The organism is Candidatus Paceibacterota bacterium (genome assembly GCA_041661305.1).
GTDB lineage: Bacteria > Patescibacteriota > Minisyncoccia > Phycocordibacterales > VMEP01 > VMEP01.
Genome location: JBAZUR010000003.1, coordinates 25,420 through 42,454 on the forward strand (window position 1 = coordinate 25,420; position 17,035 = coordinate 42,454).

At 42.1% G+C, this 17,035-nt stretch carries 21 protein-coding genes and 3 tRNA genes; 21 read left to right on the forward strand and 3 right to left on the reverse strand.

Translation table 11 applies throughout. The annotated features are described in order from the left end of the window. Positions 1–7 precede the first annotated feature (7 nt). Positions 8–83, reverse strand: a tRNA-Val gene (locus WC724_03295). 163 nt (positions 84–246) lie between these two features. Between WC724_03295 and WC724_03300 the strand changes: the two genes are divergently transcribed. From WC724_03300 to WC724_03320, 5 genes are all read left to right on the forward strand, one after another. Then, on the forward strand, positions 247–534 hold the full coding sequence (locus WC724_03300) for an acylphosphatase (GenBank protein ID MFA6078015.1): 288 nt from the start codon (positions 247–249) through the stop codon (positions 532–534). Further along, entirely contained in the window at positions 527–1,240 is a 714-nt protein-coding gene (gene uppS, locus WC724_03305; protein ID MFA6078016.1) for a polyprenyl diphosphate synthase, read from the forward strand. The genes WC724_03300 and uppS overlap by 8 nt, the downstream gene beginning before the upstream one ends. Beyond that, entirely contained in the window at positions 1,241–1,993 is a 753-nt protein-coding gene (locus WC724_03310) for an RluA family pseudouridine synthase (GenBank protein ID MFA6078017.1), read from the forward strand. 31 nt (positions 1,994–2,024) lie between these two features. Further along, the gene (rplS, locus tag WC724_03315; GenBank protein ID MFA6078018.1) at positions 2,025–2,450 is read left to right on the forward strand and encodes a 50S ribosomal protein L19; all 426 of its coding nucleotides are present in this window, start codon (positions 2,025–2,027) and stop codon (positions 2,448–2,450) included. Positions 2,451–2,499: 49 nt separating this feature from the next. Continuing rightward, positions 2,500–2,584: transfer RNA gene (locus WC724_03320), tRNA-Leu, on the forward strand. 453 nt (positions 2,585–3,037) lie between these two features. Here the strand turns inward: WC724_03320 and WC724_03325 are convergent. Beyond that, the gene (locus WC724_03325; GenBank protein ID MFA6078019.1) at positions 3,038–3,448 is read right to left on the reverse strand and encodes a hypothetical protein; all 411 of its coding nucleotides are present in this window, start codon (positions 3,446–3,448) and stop codon (positions 3,038–3,040) included. A 141-nt stretch (positions 3,449–3,589) separates the two neighbouring features. Then, positions 3,590–4,276, reverse strand: a complete 687-nt coding sequence (locus WC724_03330) for a cation diffusion facilitator family transporter (GenBank protein ID MFA6078020.1) — start codon at positions 4,274–4,276, stop codon at positions 3,590–3,592. 94 nt (positions 4,277–4,370) lie between these two features. On the opposite strand from WC724_03330, the gene WC724_03335 reads away from it, so the two are divergent. From WC724_03335 to argS, 16 genes are all read left to right on the forward strand, one after another. Beyond that, the gene (locus WC724_03335; GenBank protein MFA6078021.1) at positions 4,371–4,901 is read left to right on the forward strand and encodes a cob(I)yrinic acid a,c-diamide adenosyltransferase; all 531 of its coding nucleotides are present in this window, start codon (positions 4,371–4,373) and stop codon (positions 4,899–4,901) included. Between the two features lie 15 nt (positions 4,902–4,916). Beyond that, a tRNA-His gene (locus WC724_03340) sits at positions 4,917–4,991 on the forward strand. Between the two features lie 232 nt (positions 4,992–5,223). Continuing rightward, positions 5,224–6,060: a bifunctional 5,10-methylenetetrahydrofolate dehydrogenase/5,10-methenyltetrahydrofolate cyclohydrolase gene (locus tag WC724_03345; protein ID MFA6078022.1), complete on the forward strand. Its 837-nt coding sequence runs from the start codon at positions 5,224–5,226 to the stop codon at positions 6,058–6,060. A gap of 23 nt (positions 6,061–6,083) precedes the next feature. Next, the gene (locus WC724_03350) at positions 6,084–6,536 is read left to right on the forward strand and encodes an NADAR family protein (protein ID MFA6078023.1); all 453 of its coding nucleotides are present in this window, start codon (positions 6,084–6,086) and stop codon (positions 6,534–6,536) included. 44 nt (positions 6,537–6,580) lie between these two features. Beyond that, positions 6,581–8,299 carry a helix-turn-helix domain-containing protein gene (locus WC724_03355; GenBank protein ID MFA6078024.1) on the forward strand — a complete coding sequence of 573 codons (1,719 nt, stop codon included), beginning with the start codon at positions 6,581–6,583 and terminating at the stop codon, positions 8,297–8,299. An 89-nt stretch (positions 8,300–8,388) separates the two neighbouring features. Next, positions 8,389–8,841: a DoxX family protein gene (locus tag WC724_03360; protein ID MFA6078025.1), complete on the forward strand. Its 453-nt coding sequence runs from the start codon at positions 8,389–8,391 to the stop codon at positions 8,839–8,841. Between the two features lie 79 nt (positions 8,842–8,920). Beyond that, positions 8,921–9,673, forward strand: a complete 753-nt coding sequence (locus WC724_03365) for a thioredoxin domain-containing protein (GenBank protein ID MFA6078026.1) — start codon at positions 8,921–8,923, stop codon at positions 9,671–9,673. Further along, positions 9,612–10,103 carry a vitamin K epoxide reductase family protein gene (locus tag WC724_03370; protein MFA6078027.1) on the forward strand — a complete coding sequence of 164 codons (492 nt, stop codon included), beginning with the start codon at positions 9,612–9,614 and terminating at the stop codon, positions 10,101–10,103. Before WC724_03365 ends, WC724_03370 begins: the two co-directional genes overlap by 62 nt. A 33-nt stretch (positions 10,104–10,136) precedes the next feature. Continuing rightward, positions 10,137–10,961: an SIMPL domain-containing protein gene (locus WC724_03375; protein ID MFA6078028.1), complete on the forward strand. Its 825-nt coding sequence runs from the start codon at positions 10,137–10,139 to the stop codon at positions 10,959–10,961. A gap of 277 nt (positions 10,962–11,238) precedes the next feature. Further along, a complete protein-coding gene (gene secE, locus WC724_03380; protein ID MFA6078029.1) occupies positions 11,239–11,421 on the forward strand; it encodes a preprotein translocase subunit SecE in 183 nt (60 codons plus the stop codon). Between the two features lies 1 nt (position 11,422). After that, complete coding sequence (gene nusG, locus WC724_03385) at positions 11,423–11,968, forward strand: transcription termination/antitermination protein NusG (GenBank protein MFA6078030.1); 546 nt, start codon at positions 11,423–11,425, stop codon at positions 11,966–11,968. A gap of 10 nt (positions 11,969–11,978) precedes the next feature. After that, positions 11,979–12,401, forward strand: coding sequence for a 50S ribosomal protein L11 (gene rplK, locus WC724_03390; GenBank protein ID MFA6078031.1), 423 nt, complete (start codon positions 11,979–11,981; stop codon positions 12,399–12,401). 118 nt (positions 12,402–12,519) lie between these two features. Beyond that, on the forward strand, positions 12,520–13,344 hold the full coding sequence (thyX, locus tag WC724_03395) for an FAD-dependent thymidylate synthase (protein MFA6078032.1): 825 nt from the start codon (positions 12,520–12,522) through the stop codon (positions 13,342–13,344). A gap of 103 nt (positions 13,345–13,447) precedes the next feature. Then, a complete protein-coding gene (locus tag WC724_03400) occupies positions 13,448–14,554 on the forward strand; it encodes a 2'-deoxycytidine 5'-triphosphate deaminase (GenBank protein ID MFA6078033.1) in 1,107 nt (368 codons plus the stop codon). Between the two features lie 107 nt (positions 14,555–14,661). After that, complete coding sequence (gene tmk, locus WC724_03405) at positions 14,662–15,324, forward strand: dTMP kinase (GenBank protein ID MFA6078034.1); 663 nt, start codon at positions 14,662–14,664, stop codon at positions 15,322–15,324. A 135-nt stretch (positions 15,325–15,459) separates the two neighbouring features. Continuing rightward, positions 15,460–17,034, forward strand: a complete 1,575-nt coding sequence (gene argS, locus WC724_03410; protein MFA6078035.1) for an arginine--tRNA ligase — start codon at positions 15,460–15,462, stop codon at positions 17,032–17,034. The last annotated feature ends 1 nt before the right edge of the window (position 17,035 follow it).

The window sequence follows — 17,035 nt, forward strand, 5'->3', positions numbered from 1 at the left end:
AGTTTATTGGTGGGCGGTACAGGACTCGAACCTGTGACCTTCTCGGTGTAAACGAGTTGCTCTACCAACTGAGCTAACCGCCCACCAATAAACGAAACACTTTTTGTAAACGGGAAAAGTGCAACTTTTCCCTCCACCAACTGAGCTAACCGTCCTAAACAAATTTAGGGTACCGTATCTTGCAAGATAAATCAATTTGCTTAGAGAAAACTTGCTCTGTATTTAATCCCGTCTATAATTTCACAAATGAAAGAACGCTTAGAATGCAGGATTACCGGGCGGGTCCAGCTCGTAATGTTTCGTGATTTTACGCAAAGGAAAGCATCTGCTTTAGGGTTGGGTGGTACTGTAGAGAACAAAAGAGATGGGTCAGTAGTTGTAGTAGCTGAGGGGGAACACAGCAAGCTAGAGCAATTATTGCTATTATTAAGAAGTGGCTCAATACTTTCTCGTGTTGATAATGTTGAAGCCAAGTGGTTAGATGCGACTGGTGAATTTTCTGATTTCAAGATAGTGTATTACGGAAATGAATAACATTTTTTCAAAAACAAAAGCACCCAAGACCGTTGGTATTATTATGGACGGCAATCGCAGATGGGCTAAGGCTAAGAATCTTGCTGTTTACGAAGGGCACCACGCTGGCTATGAGAAGTTGAAGGATTTTGCTAAATGGGCAAGAGAAGCGGGTGTAAAAAATGTAATCGCCTTTGCTTTTTCAACAGAAAATTGGGAGAGAAAAAAGCACGAAGTTGATTTTCTCCTCGCGCTCTTTAGGAGAATGGTTATAGAAGAGGCGGAAGAATTAAAAAAAGAAAAAGCACGTATTGTTTTCTTAGGGGACTTAGATAGATTTCCAAGGGATATTGTTATGGCGGCAAGAAAACTTGAAGAAGAAACCGCAAAGTTTGCAAAGAACCAAACAATAGGACTTGCGGTTTCGTACAGTGGAAGATCCGAGATAATTTCTGCCATTAAAAAACTTGTTAAGGAGAAGGGTGTATCAGCGATACAGAAATTGGACGAGAAAATGTTCTCTTCTTTTCTTTTTACAAAAGATATTCCAGATCCAGACCTAATCATTCGAACAAGTGGTGAGGTTAGGCTTTCTGGTTTCTTGCCTTGGCAAGGTGTTTATAGTGAACTTTTTTTCACTAAAACAAATTGGCCTGCTTTAACGAAAAAAGAATTTTATAAAATACTAACCGAATATGTTTCCCGCGAAAGGAGACTTGGAAAATAAATGGCTGCCCCTAAAATTTTATATGAAGACGAGGATGTTCTGGTGATAAATAAGCCGGCGGGGATTATGGTGCATGGAGATGGACGAACAAAAGATAAAACCATCTCAGATTGGATTCTAAAAACACGCCCAGAAATGAAAGAGATTGGTGAGCCAGCACGATTTCACAGTAAAGATGGTTCTATAAAAATAATAAATCGCCCAGGCATCGTTCATCGTTTAGATAAAGACACAACCGGTGTGCTTATTATCGCTAAAAATACCCACGCTTACAGATTTTTAAAAAAACAGTTTAGAGAGCGAAGTATAAAGAAAACATATATCGCTGTAGTTCATGGTTCTGTAAAAAACGAACGCGGTGTTATTGATAGACCAATTGGAAGAAGCTCTGCTGATTTTAGAAAGAGGTCTGCCTCGCGTGGAGCTAAGGGTGATTTGCGTCAGGCTGTGACCACATACAAAACCGTCGGACATATTGAGAAAAAAGTTGGAGGAGAGATAAAAAAATATTCACTACTTGAATTATTTCCAAAAACAGGACGAACTCACCAAATTAGGGTGCACCTTAAAGCGATAGGACACCCAATTGTTTGTGACAATTTATATGCAGGGAAGCTAGGGGGAGGGCTTTCTTTTGACAGGCCAGCTCTACATGCTCGGGACATAAGCTTTTTACTGCCATCCGGGAAAAACAGTACAGTAGAAGCTCCTGTACCGACAGATTTCGAGGGGGCTATTAAATCTGTTGCATAGTATCATTTCGTGTGTTAGATTACCTTTCGTTATGGCAACTATGAATGTAAAACTTTCTCCAGTAGATGTGGAGGCAAGAAAGAAGCTAGATATCCGCGCGGGCGACACTGTTCGTGTGTGGACTAAAATCAAAGAAAAAGATGGCAAGACTCGCCTTCAAGGTTTTGAGGGTATAATTTTATCGCGTAAACACGGACTTGAGTCAGGCTCTATGTTTACAGTTCGTCGCGTTGCAAGTGGTGTTGGTGTTGAGAAAATTTTTCCACTTTATTCTCCGTCTATCGATAAGGTAGAAATCATTCGTCGAGCAAAAGTTAGACGAGCAAAATTGTATTATGTTCGCGAAAAAGCAGCAAAAGAAATTAAGAGAAAAATGAGAAGCGAATTGTATAAAGGTATTCCAATTGGAAAAGAAACAGAAGCAGAAGTAGTTGAAACAGAAACTAAGTCAGAGTAAGATGAAGGAGCTCACGAAAGTGAGCTCCTCTCTTTAATGGGGGAAATATGCCCAGGTGGAGAAATTGGTAGACTTACTACCTTGAGGTGGTAGCGCCGCAAGGCATGGGGGTTCGAGTCCCCCCCTGGGCACCAAAAATATAATCCGGCTTCGTGCCGGTTTTTATTTTTGGTCTAGGGGAATCGAAAGCCGGAGTGATATTTCAAAAAGTTTTCCTCCTTACTTTTTGAAATCACGAGGTGGGGTCGAGAGTACTTATGAGCGAAGCGAATTAGTAACTCGTGACCGAGTCCCCCCCCTTGGGCACAAAGCGTTAAGAAAACATGCTAGGGATAGCATGTTTTTAGCTTTGTGAGGCGGAGGTCGACGGACCGAGCCGGGCCGTCCACAGGTGTCCATCAACCACCGATGGACTTCGCGAAAATTTTCAGCAGAAAATTATCTGTGACCCAAAAACACAATAATGGACATGGCTAAGAAATTTTTACGAGAGACGACGAGTAAAAATGTTCTTAGTCGAGCCCCCCCCTTTTTTTTATACAAAAAACAAAGGACCCCTTACGGGGTCCTTACTCAAAAGGAACTTCTTACTCTCTGCCGATACGGACGTCTGGCGCATGTCGTACGACATTTGTTCCCATGAAGCAGGAGAGGTGGGCGAACAGTTTTCGTTTATATACCTCTCCTGAAATTGAGGCAGCGAAGACGATGATATCTTCTCCTTTTGTCGAGAAGCCGCACAAATTACAGCTCCTTTGGAATGATGGCTCGGATACGCCGGTTATCGCCATTGTCGCCATAACAATATCGTAACGAGCCTTGAAGTGCGGATTTTCGTCCAAGAAACATTTTGTGTGATGCCGTTCGGCGTGAATGTCTTTCGGGTAGAAGACTAGCACTACCTCCTTTCCAGTGGTTGATTCAAGACATTCTTTGCATGGTAATTCTCCGTGCTCACTGCCCCTAGAGACTCTCCCGTGTTTCGTTCTTTTGATCATTATGCATCTCCTTTTCTTATCGAATGAACCTTTTTTCAGCTGGCGAAGAGTATACACCCATGTTTAATATTTTTCCATTTTATAGCTTTTAGTTAAAAAAACCCTTTGATGTTATCGCAGGGTTTTTTCCACGAGGCCTAGCTAGTGGTGGTGATAGTGGTCGTGCCCACAATGGTCATGACCAGTGCTTGGTTTGACTAGGAGTCGGCGCAGGGCGATGAAGAGAATGAGTCCACCCAAAAAGAACGAAAGTATCGGATCAATGATGGTAACCCCAGTCATCCAGATAGCGATACCGCCAAATATGACAAGCACGCTTGCGCCGGTGTCGACAACGATATGGAGCTCTTGCCACCAATGCGTTTCGTTTTTATGTTCCTCGTGCGCGTTGATGTGCATGAAGTACATAAAAAGATTCGCAACAAGACCAACAAAGCCAAGCATGATCATGTACCCCACCTGTATTTCGTGCGGGTTTGCCACTCGGTCCGGAGCTTCGATGACGATGATCCATAGAGCGACGCCGATAAGCAGAATTGCACTGAGGTACCCGCCACGCCGGCGAAGCATTTTCTCGTCCGTACTTGTCCTGGCGCGCTTGGACACAATCATGGAAACGAAGCTCTCGGACCCATCCACAAGCACGTGGAACGAGTCGGAAATGAGAGCCAAGCTTCCAAAGAAAATGCCACCAAGGAGTTCGACAAGGAAAAGACCAAACGAAATCATTGTGAGGCTCATGTAGTGCAGAACCTCTTCTTCGCAACGACAGTCGCTTTGCTGTCCCGTTTTAAGGAACTGACAAGCGGCAATATGGTTGTTTTGCACGAGACACCTACCTTTCTCAAAGAGTTAAACTAGTCGAACTTTACGATTAAATTATTATTTCGTCAACCTATCTCTAAGATGATACGATTGTCTTATGTTGTACACACGAAAAGGAGACAAAGGGATGACTGGAACATTTGGCTGTGACCAAAAAATGTCTAAGAGTTCGGCTATCGCTGAGGCTCTCGGAACGCTTGATGAAATTAATTCTTTTCTTGGTGTTTGCAAGGTGCTTTCGAGGGATTTAAAAACCGAGGAAATAATAAATAGAGTCCAACAAAATCTTTTTATCGTACAGGCAGAACTTGCTGGGTCAGACAAAACAATTGACGAAGAAAAAGTAAAAGAAGTTGAGGAGATTATTGACGGGATTGAAAAAGAACTACCTCCAATAAAAACTTTTTTTGTTTCAGGAGGGACAGAGCTTGCCTCTAGTTTTGACTTTGCGCGTACCTTATCAAGGAGAGCTGAGAGGAGAGTGGTGGCGGTTGTTGAAGAGGGAGAGGTAAAAGTTGGAGAACAAACACTCGCTTATTTAAATCGGTTATCCTCACTTCTTTACGCGCTCGCTAGACTTTCGAACAAAAATTCTGGTATAACTGAGCAGTCGCCTACATATAAATAAAGCGACTGATATATGGTGCCTATAGTGTAATGGTTAGCACTAGAGTTTGTGGAACTCTCAGTTCGGGTTCAAATCCCGATAGGCACCCCAAAATAACGAGACGAACGCGTATGCGTTCGGTGACTATATTTAGGGAGTGCCTATCGGGATTTGAAAGACGGAGCCAGTACACAAGACGAGCGAAGCGAGTGCTTGTCGGCGAGTCCGGGGAGAAAGTTCTTAGCGAGTCTGCGAGCTTAGAAACTTGACCCCAAATCCCGATAGGCACCCCAAATTCAATCCATAACTTGACGGTTTTTGTGTTTATGGCGACACTGGGTTAATGGTTAAGATCTTAGACGGTAAAATTGTGCGCGATGAAATAGTGGATTTTTTGTCGCGCGAAGTAAAAAGATTTAAAACAAAACCACAGTTGGTGATTATTCAGATTGGCAGTCGCGCTGATTCTGACTCATACATAAAACAAAAAAAGATTTTTGGGGAACGAATTGGTGCGAAAGTGACACATCTGAAATTTAAAGAAAATATTACAGAAAAGAAACTACTCTCTGTTGTTTTGAAATGTAATATTGATAAAAAAGTTTCTGGAATTATTGTTCAATTACCATTACCGAAGCAATTAAACTCGTTTAATATTATTGAATCCATTTCTCCCAAAAAAGATGTTGACGGTTTAACTTCAGTAAATTTAAAGAAACTAATTACAAACGACGAAAGTGGTTTTCTTCCAGCAACACCAAAAGGGATTGTTTCGCTTTTTGAATATTACAAAGTCTCTATTCGTGGAAAAAAGATAGTTGTTGTTGGTCGTTCTCCTTGGCTAGGAAAACCATTGGCGCTTCTTTTGATAAACAATGGCGCGACGGTGACCGTCTGCCATTCGGGAACCAAAAACTTGGCAACTGAAACAAAAAATACCGAGATATTAATTGTTGCCACAGGAAAGCCGAAACTCATCGGCAAAAAACACGTTTCATCCGGGCAGGTAGTTATTGATGTCGGGATAAACAAAGTGGATGGTAAACTTGTTGGTGATGTAGATTTTGAGGCGGTCAAAAATATAGTTAAGGCTATAACGCCAGTGCCAGGCGGGGTGGGGCCATTGACCGTCGCTTCGCTTTTCCAAAATTTAGTTTTGAGTGTGAAAAATAAAAATTAATAGATAATTTATATATTTTTAATATGCACGGGAACGACACAGAAAAACAAATATTTTTTTACGAACACGAGTTTTACGTGTTTTCCAATTTTTCATCTTTCGCCATAGAGTGGAAAGGGAAACTTTATCCAACCTCGGAACATGCATATCATTCGGAAAAATTTGAAAACGAGGAAATGAAGGATCAAGTAAGAAACACACGTTCGGCGCATGAGGCTCTTAAATTTACGAAAACCAATAATGACAAGCGCCGAAAAGATTGGAGTGAAGTTAAACTTTCAATCATGAAAGATATTTTGAGAGCAAAAGTCGAACAGCATCCGTACGTAAAGAAGAAATTATTGGAATCAGGGGACAAAGAGCTTATTGAGGATTCGTGGCGTGATGCATATTGGGGTTGGGGACCAAATAAGGATGGAGAAAATCATCTCGGTAAACTTTGGATGGAGGTTAGGGAGGAGTTTAAGGGAAACTAAAGTTGTATCAGGCAATACAAAGCGTTCTGTTATAATCTGTTTCTATGACTCAAGACGAGGCGCTTAATATTTTGAAGACCGGAGCGAATGTTTTCTTGACTGGTGAGCCTGGGAGCGGTAAGACTCACACTGTGAATGAATACGTGAACTATTTACACTCATATAATATTGAGCCGGCGATTACTGCCTCAACCGGAATCGCTGCCACACATATCGGAGGAATGACTATCCACTCATGGAGCGGTATTGGAATAAAAAACAAACTTGATAAATATGATTTGGATAAAATTGCAGGGAGTGAATATGTAAGTAAGCGTCTTCGTCGAACAAAGATTTTGATTATCGACGAAGTTTCGATGCTTTCGGCTGAGACATTAACAATGGTTGATGCAGTCTGTCGTGAAGTTAAACAAAACGCAGAACCGTTTGGCGGTTTACAGGTTGTTTTTGTCGGAGATTTTTTTCAGCTTCCACCAATAGTTAAAACAGAGAGGGGAGATAATTATCAAGATACGCTTATGGAGTCCCCAGTCGCACGCTTTGCTTGTGACTCTTCGGCGTGGGAACGGGCGAAGCCGATTGTTTGCTACCTCACGGAACAACACAGACAGGACGACAAAATTTTTCTTTCTATTTTATCTTCCATTCGAACAAATGATTTTAATGAGGACCATATGGTTCATATTGAAAAAAGAAAAATTGCACATACCTCTGCCCCAGCGGGTATCCCAAAACTTTTTTCACATAACGCTGATGTTGATCGTGTGAACGATGACACTCTTTCGAAAATAGAAAGTGAAATACGGGTTTTTGAAATGGCGTCGCAAGGAGCGCCAGCATTAGTCGCCGGTCTCATAAAAGGATGCTTATCTCCAGAAAAATTAACCCTTAAGGTTGGCGCTTCTGTAATGTTCACAAAAAATAATCCAAGAGAAGGATTTGTTAATGGCACGCTTGGTACGGTTGTTGGGTTTGGAAGTACGAGTGGACACCCTCTTGTTAAAACTGTAAACGGGGCAACCATTGAAACAGCGCCACTTGAATGGGCTGTTGAAGAAAACGGGGTTATAAGAGCAAGGATTACACAAGTGCCACTTAGGCTCGCTTGGGCGATTACAGTGCACAAAAGCCAAGGAATGAGCTTAGACGCGGCTGTAATGGACTTATCTTCTGTTTTCGAGTTTGGGCAAGGATATGTTGCTCTTTCTCGAGTGAGAAGACTTTCCGGGCTACACCTTATTGGTTGGAATGCCCGTACTTTTCAGGTGCACCCTGAAATTTTGGATAAAGATGAATCGTTTAGATTTTTGTCAGACGAGGCTGTTGATGGTTTTGAAAAAATTCCAAAAGATGAGCTTTTAAAGATGCATAAAAATTTTATTGACGCTTGTGGGGGAAAATTTGTCGGAGCTGTAAAAAGGGAGAGCGCCATTTTCGGCGGTAAGGCGCGGAAAAAGAAAGGACCATCAACGTATGAAGAAACACTCGAGTGTTTTAAAAAAGGAGAGAGTCTCAAAGAAATTGCAAAAAAACGCAAATTAACAGAAGCGACAATTCTTTCTCACGTTGAAAAATTACATGGAGAAAAAAAGATTTTAAATAAAGATATTGAAGGAATTCTTTCTTCGTTGGTGAGGAAAAATTTATCTGAAATAAAAAAAGAGTTTAAAAAAAGCGACGACTGGAAACTAACTCCCGTCTTTGAAAAGTTTAAAGGTAAATATTCTTTTGAAGACCTCCGTTTAGTGAGAATGCTTTTGTAAAATGGTGCCTACTTATATGTGGCGCTGTTTTTTCGCTCTTGGTATAATATCCCTTGAAACAAATTAATAATTAGTAATTAAACAAACATATGATGGAAGGAAAATGTGAAGGTATGTGTGGAAAAGGGCACTGTTTCTGTAAGGTTGCGATTCGTGTATTTATCGCAGCGCTATTTATTTACGCCGGTTACGGGAAGTTGACTGGTATTGAAGGTACAGCAGGTTACATCGCAAGTGCCGGACTACCATACCCATTATTTTTGGCATGGGCAGCTGGCTTGCTTGAAGTGATTGCTGGAGTCCTTCTTGTTATTGGCTCTTGGGGTAAGCGCTGTGCAGCCTGGGCTTTAATAGGTTTTACGGTTGTTGCAACTTATTTCTTCCATCTTAAGGGATGGTTTGCTGGTGACGCTGGTCAGATGGTTTCAGTTTTGAAAAACTTGGCAATCGTTGGCGGACTTCTAATGCTTTCTGGATGTCCACGTTGTGAGTCATCTCGCTGTGAAGCATGCGCAGGTGGAAAGTGTGATGTTCATAACTAATTCAAGATAAACAAATAAACAAAAACACCACAAATGTGGTGTTTTTGTTTTTATCTCTGATTTTGCTATTATTGCAAATATGAATGAAGAAAATATCGGTAGTGTTCCGACTAAAACACGAAAAGAAGAACGCCGTGAGGCCGATAAGGCGAAAGAAAATAGTAGGATTATTAGACAAGTGATTACTTGGGGTATTACGGTGTTTGTAATTATTGGAGCAACTGCGGGAATTGTTTGGTCTGTAAAAAATGGTGGAGCGGGAACTGGTGGGGCAGAAACTACAAGCGCAATTACTGCTAATGATTGGGTTAGGGGAAGCGAAACAGCGACATTAGAGCTAGTTGAGTATAGCGATTTCCAATGTCCAGCATGTGCGCTATATCATCCAATCGTCAAAAAACTAGTTGAAGAAGACTTTAAAGGTAAAGTTAAGTTCTCCTATCGCCATTTTCCTTTGATTGAAATTCATCCAACCTCTGTTCTTTCGGCTGTTGCCTCTGAAGCAGCAGGAAAGCAGGGTAAATTTTGGCAGATGCACGATAAGCTTTTTGAAAACCAAACAACTTGGGGGAGTAATCCAAAAGCACGTGAGATATTTATCGATTATGCAGAAGAGCTTGGTTTAGATGTTGCGAAGTTTACTGCTGACCTAGACTCAAAAGAACTAAAGGACAAGATAGTCGATGCTTACAAGAGTTCTATTAGAATGGGATTGAATTCGACTCCAACATTTTTTATTAATGGTAAAAAAATACAAAACCCACAAAGTTATGAAGCTTTTAGAGATCTTCTCAATCAAACAATCACAGCTACAACAACAAGTAATTCCTAATATTTTTCTTTTAGGTATTGGTCTTGTTGGTTTTATCGGCTTTTTAGATTCGGTATACCTTACGGCGAAGCGTTTTCTTGGCGGACCAATTCCATGTTTTGTTTTTACTGGGTGCGATACTGTTGCTCAAAGCCCGTACGCAGTAATTTTGGGTGTTCCACTTTCGGTTATAGGGATACTTTATTACCTCACCATTATTCTAATCGCTTTGTTTTATTTTGAGACTAAAAAAGTAGAGTTAATTAAATTATTTTCTGCTTTATCTGTAGTTGGGTTTATTGCTTCTATTTATTTTCTTTACCTTCAAGCCTTTGTTATTAACGCTTTTTGCTTCTACTGCATCCTTTCGGCGATTACATCAACGACACTTTTTGCTTTTGGCGTTATAATGTGGAAACGTTATCTTTCGGGTAGCGGAGAAACAGCTTAATAATTTTAATTTAATAATCTAACAAAAATTACTATGGATAACACAAATGAGGTTGAGATGATGAAAAAAATAAAAACACGTCTATTTTCAATAGGGCAAATAGCAGGTGTTTTAGTTGTTGTTTACTTAATGGGTCAGACAATGTCGGTTTTTAAGGAGTACAAATACATTGGTGCTGGAGTTCAGCCAGGAAGCGTAATTTCAGTATCAGGAAACGGAGAAGTTTTTGCAGTTCCAGATATTGCTACTATTACTTTTTCTGCAACCAAGGAAGCAAAGACAATGGATGTTGCTCAAAAAGACGTCACTACTCGCATAAGTGCAGCAGTTGATTTCTTGAAAAAATCAGGTGTTCAAGATAAGGATATAAAGACAACCAACTATAACGCCTATCCTAAATACGATTACCAGAGACCTTCAGCAGAAATGTGTGTTGCTGGAAACTGTCAGCCAGGGAAACAAGTTCTTATTGGATACGAAGTTTCAGAAACAATAAGTGTCAAAATACGAAACACAGATGATACGGGGAAGATTGTTGAAGGTTTGGGTAAATTATCAGTAAGTGATATTTCTGGACCAAACTTTGCAATTGATGACGAAGACGCTCTAAAAGCAGAAGCTCGAAAGAAAGCCATCGATGACGCGAAGACAAAAGCGGACATTTTGGCAAAAGAGCTCGGGGTTAGATTGGTAAGAGTTGTTAGCTTTAATGAAAACAATGGTGGGTACCCAATTTATTACGCTAAGGCTACGATGGGTATGGGTGGTGCTTTAGAGTCAGATGCCGTTGCTCCTAGAATAGAAAAGGGAGAAAACAAAATTTCGGTTGACGTAAACATCTCATACGAGATTAGGTAAAAAATTAAAAAAGCCGACAAAAAACCAAGGAAATCTCCTTGGTTTTTTGTTTTCTTGCCCCTATATCCACATTTTGCTCTTAAAAACATTGCGCAGGCTGGCGAGCCGAGCATATGATTTAGGCGAAATCATGTCGCGCGCCCGTCCATTAACGCGCGACTCTTTCAGTAGGCGGATATGCGCGTTTTTAAGGGCAAAATAAAAGAGACATTGACCTTCTGGGTGATAAGCGGTAGAGTAGTGCAAATGCCCGAGGGGGCGTTTTTAACTAAAAGCTATGAAATTATTTGATTACTTAAAGGAAACACAAGGTGAAATGAAGCATGTTAATTGGCCAACCAAGTCTCAGACTGTTGCTTTTACTATTGTTGTTATCCTAATCTCGGTTGCTGTCGGGTATGGTCTTGGAGCGTTTGATTTTGGTTTCACTTTTTTGTTAAAGACTTTTATTCTCCAATAACATGGCCAAGCAAGAAATAAATCTAGATAGAAGTTGGTACGCAATACACACGTACGCAGGATATGAAAACGCAGTGATGCGTAACTTAAAGCAACGCGTGGAATCGCTTGGAATGGAAGACAAGATTTTTAATATCATTGTTCCTATTGAAAAGAAAATAAAAATAAAAGGAGGGAAGCGTGTTGAGACAGAAGAAAAAATATACCCCGGATATGTTCTCGTGGACATGGTTGTAACAGATGATTCTTGGTATGTAGTGCGTAACACTCCGCGAGTGACAGGATTCGTTGGTGCAGGAACAACTCCAGTGCCACTTGATAAGGCAGAAGTTGATGGGTTGTTTGCTCGCATGAAATCTGATACGGTGAAGCACACGATTACCTTAACCCAAGGGGAAATGGTCATTATCACCGACGGACCATTTAAAGAGCTCGAAGGGCGTGTTTCAGAGGTTGACGGTGAGCGCGGTAAGGTTAAGGTTCTTGTTTCAATGTTCGGTCGCGAAACCCCAGTAGAACTTGATTTCCTTCAGGTAAAGAAAATATAAATAAAATTGTATGGCAAAAAAAATAACAAAAAAAATAAAGTTACAAATTGCAGCTGGTAAAGCAACCCCAGCGCCACCACTTGGACCCGCCTTGGGACAGGCTGGAGTTAATATTGGAGATTTCGTTAATAAATTTAACGACGCAACCAAAGCAAACGTAGGAGAAAAAGTTTCAGTTGTCGTACGTGTTTACGAAGACCGAACATTCGATTTCGTTGTTAAGACTCCTCCTGCAACAGGACTTATCTTAAGCGCAGCTGGTGTTGAAAAAGGTTCCGGCAAGCAGGCAGTAACAAAAGCTGGAAAGATTACAAAACAGCAATTGCGTGAAATCGCCGAGAAAAAGATGTCAGATTTGACTGCAAACGATATCGAGGCAGCAATGAAGATAATCGAAGGTTCAGCACGTTCTGCTGGAATCGAAGTTAAGTAATAATAGATTTTTAAGTAAAGACCGCTAAAAATAGCGGTCTTTACTTTTTGTTTCAAAGAGTATAGTTTTGTCGTAGAAGGTTCCTGTAATTTTTCAATTTTTCGAGGAGGTATATCAAATGGCAAAGAGTTTTGATGAGATTTCAGTCCGCGTTCTCGCGAGCACCAAGGTTGACCGTGAAGCGGTTCGTGCATGGCTTGACGAGATGGGGGCCGATGAATTTGAAATCCCCACCGAAGATGCCGTTTCTGAGCCGGCGCTTCTTGTGGCACTTGCCGCTAAGCAATGCTACATGGCTTTCCAGCCCGGGCTCAACCCGAACGTCAACAAGGTTCGCAAGGATATGGTCGAGTATCTCGACAACGTTCTTGCGCAACGGCACGGATCTGTACTTGAGCACTGTGTTTTCACTTTCGGTATCAACGGCTGTTCCAGGGTTTTCACTGGCGAGATGAATCGCCATCGCGCCGGTGTCGGTATTTCGGAACGGAGCATGCGATACATCCGTTATACCAACGTCCGTTTTTGGATGCCCGAGTGTTTTCGCGATGAGTCGGAAGACACGGAGAAGCTCCTTCGCAAGAAGCTGCTGAGCCGCGAGCTTCTCACCAAGGCTTTCGAGGGCGACGAGGAGATGATGGCAACGTTCGCCGACATCTGGAAGGAAGAGTTGTCGCCCGAGAGTACGTTCCATGCGAAGAAGGTTCTCACCTCGGCGTTTCGGCGTGGTATTGGCATGGGGATTGCCACTGGCGGTGTTTGGTCGCTTAACTTGCGCGCCCTTCGGCACGTGATCGCTTTGCGTACCGATGCTGGCGCCGAAGAAGAGATCGTCCACGTCTTCAAGAAAGTGGGCAAGATCATGATCGCCCAGGTGCCGGAACTCTTCGGTGACTTCAAGGAAGTTGATGGGTCTCTCGTTCCGGAATACTGGAAGGTGTGATTTCGCTTGTTTGATCAAAAGCGGTGGCATTTGCCACCGCTTTCTTTTTTATGCACTACATGGTAAAAGTTTATTAGTTCAATTACACAGAGGGGTTCTTTCCATGAATAAGGCTCAAGGCGCGCTTCCGCGCCAAAAGATTCGCGAAATGATTGATTCCGGGATGATCACCTCTGTCACGAGAGAAGAGTTGATAAACCCAGCGTCACTTGATTTAACGCTGTCCGAAGAGGCGTTCAGGGTGACTGGTGTTTTTTTGCCGAGGCCAGGAGAAAAAGTTCGTGACCTGATAAGTCATCTGAATGTTTCGGTTCACGATCTTTCTAACCCAATGGAATGCGGAGTCTTATATCTTGTCCGCCTTGAACAGTATTTTCATTTGCCGACAATGGTCTACTCGTACTGCAACCCAAAGTCGACCACCGGCAGAAACGACCTGCATGTCAGGGTCATGGCCGATGGGGTTCCAAGTTTTGACGCAATGGCACCAGGTGGTTTTTGTGGTGAAGCCTGGGTACTCATCACTCCGAAATCTTTCCCGGTGATTCTTCCGGCGGGGGAGGCGGTTTGTCAGGCGCGTTTCTTTTTTTCCGACACACGCCTTTCGGAGTTTGAGCTCCAGAATCAGTTTGCGAGGCATCAGCTACTTTATCATTTGGACGGCCGGCCGTATGAGTATAGCGAGATGCAAGTTCGCTACAACGACGGCTCAATCGTTCTAACACTCGATCTTTCCCAAGAAGTTGTTGGGTACGTGTGTCGTGGGTCAGGCAGTATTCTCGATTTCTCGAAAGGGAAAGCCTCGCATGATTCGGCAGATTTTTTTGAGCCAATTTATAGGCCAAAAAACGGCTATCTGCATTTGCGGCAGGGGTCTTTTCTTATCCTCTCAACCGCAGAGGCAATACACGTTCCGCCAGAGTTTGCTTGCGAAATGCGCGACATGGATTCACGAAACGGTGATTTCCGTGCGCACTACGCGGGGTACATCGATTGCGGATGGGGGCACGGAAAAGATGGCGAAGGAAAAGGGCGACCGCTTACTTTGGAAGTTCGTCCGTTTGAAGACCTCTTCGTTCGGCACGGACAACCGATAGCCAGAATCCGTTTCGAGCAAATGGCAGAAATGCCCGACCAGCATTACGACAGCAAGCCGGTTTCAAATTACACAGTGCAGTCTGGGCCTAAACTCTCCAAGCACTTTAAATAATAGTGATTCACCACCGCACCCTAAAGGTGCGGTGGCTTTCTTTTATATTTTGAAAGTGTTAGTTTTGTAATAGAAATTTTGTTTTTTCAATCAGGAGGAGTGCAAAAATGAATCCTATTTATTGCGTTTTTGATGGACTGGATGGTTCAGGCAAGGGTCTTCAGCTGGATCTCCTCAGGGAACGTCTTGATCGCCACGGTATTCATAATGGCGAGCGGGTTGTTTTTACTCGAGAACCTGGGGGAACGCCACTTGCGGAGGTAATTCGCGAGGTAATTCTCGGCCCACTCGCGAAGGAATCAACACCATTCAACAACATGCTCCTCTTTCTTGCCGCTCGTGAAGAGCTCATGAGAAAACTGGTGTTTCCGGCAATTTTGGCCGGAAAGTCAGTAATTTCTGACCGTGGTGATTCTTCCACTTTCGCTTTCCAGATTTACGGCGAGGAGAGGTTTGCACTGGAGGAGAGGTTTTGGCGGTTGCGCGAAGATATTTTTCGCCATTCGCCACTGCGCTCTAACGGTCCCGACATTTACGTGTTTTTTGACCTTCCGCCCCTGGTTGCATATCAACGGATGGCGGGCGATTCGGCTCGCACGAAGACCCATTTCGACCTACGTCCGATTGAATATCATGAGCGTGTTCGTGATGGGTTTAGTGATTTTGCGAGGCAATGTAGTACGGCAGTTATTGTCGACGCCAACCGAAAACCCGAAGAAGTTCACGAAGAGGTCTGGAGTATTGTTTCGGAAGAGCTTGGTTTGGCCTAGAAGACAACCAAGTAAAAATCCGTGTTTGCCAGCTGGCGACACGGATTTTTTCATGAAATATAATAATGTTTTGAATACACGTAAACAAAAAAAACACCGATTCTTAAAAACAATTAGTCATGCTAGAATCGCCTTATGGTGATTCATTTTTTGAGAGAAAAATTAAACTATGTACTCAAAGATACTTTTCCAGAGAGTGGAGAAATTTCTTTTAATATTTCAGCAGATAATCGCTATGGTGACTACACGACCAATATTGCGATGGTGGCAAAAGCTGAAAATAAAACCTCTAAAGAAGTAGCGGAGATTTTTATTGGAAAATTAAAAGAAGATAAAGATTTTAATGAAGTCGTAAGTGAAATAAACATAGCCGGCCCTGGGTTTATAAATTTCACTCTTTCGTCTGAGGCAATATTGAAAGAACTCTCAAAAACTATAGAGGCGACAGAAAAAGGTTTTGATTTTATAAAAGACAAAAAAATAAATATTGAGTTTATTTCTGCTAATCCAACTGGTGCTTTGCATTTAGGTCATGGGCGCGGGGCTTTTTATGGAGATAGCTTGGCAAATATTTTCTCTCTCGCAGGAGGAGATGTTGTCCGTGAATATTATGTGAATGATTCTCGTGAGAGTAATCAAATCAAGGAGCTTGGCAAATTGGCTCTAGGAGTAGGGGAACAATACAAAACCGAAAAGACAATTGCGCTTATTGAGCAAAATGATTTTTTGCAGATGAGTGAAGTGGACGCTGGTTTTAAATTAGCCACATTAATACAAAGAGAGAACAGAGATTTTGTTGAAGAAAAACTTGGAGTTCGTTTTGATGAATGGTATTCCGAAGACGGGAAACTAAGAGCTAGTGGCTCAAATCAAAAGATGTTCGATGAGCTAAAAGAGAAAAATTTTGTTTATGAAAAAGAAGGAGCTTGGTGGGCAAAAACAACTGAGTATGGCGACGATGAAGACAGAGTCGTGCTCCGAAGTGACGGGACATTTTCTTATTTTCTTTCAGATATTTCTTATCACGCAGATAAGTTTTCTCGAAAGCACAAAGAGGTAATTGATGTTTGGGGGGCGGATCATCACGGTCACGTAATGAGAATGATGGCTATTAAAAAAATGCTCGGTTGGGAGGGGGATTTTAAGGTTTTCATTACCCAGTTAGTTTCGCTTAAAGAAAATGGGGAAGTGGCAAAGATGTCCAAACGTGCAGGCAATGTTGTTCTGCTTGAAGATTTGGTAAATGAAATAGGCCTAGATGTTGTGCGCTGGTTTTACAATGAGCGCGCGCTCAATACCCACATGGAGTTTGATGTCGCACTAGCGAAAGAACGCTCAGAAAAAAATCCTGTATTTTATGTGCAATATGCGCACGCAAGAATGGCTTCCATTGTTGTAAATTGTTCCGCGCTCACTGAAAACGATACATCACTCTCTGCTGTTTTGGAGAATAAATCAGCACGTGTGCTTGCGACGAAACTGATTCAGTTTTCGGAAATGGTTGAATCAACTACAGAGGATTGTCAGGTTAACCATCTGACGACATATGCTTACGAGTTGGCCTCATTATTCTCTCAGTTTTATCGCGATGTTCGTGTTATAGAGGAAGATAAATATAATAAAGGAGCATTAGAACTTGTGCAGTCGACACGGACAGTTTTGGCAAAAACATTGGCACTTTTGGGAATCTCTGCTCCCGAGAAGATGTAAT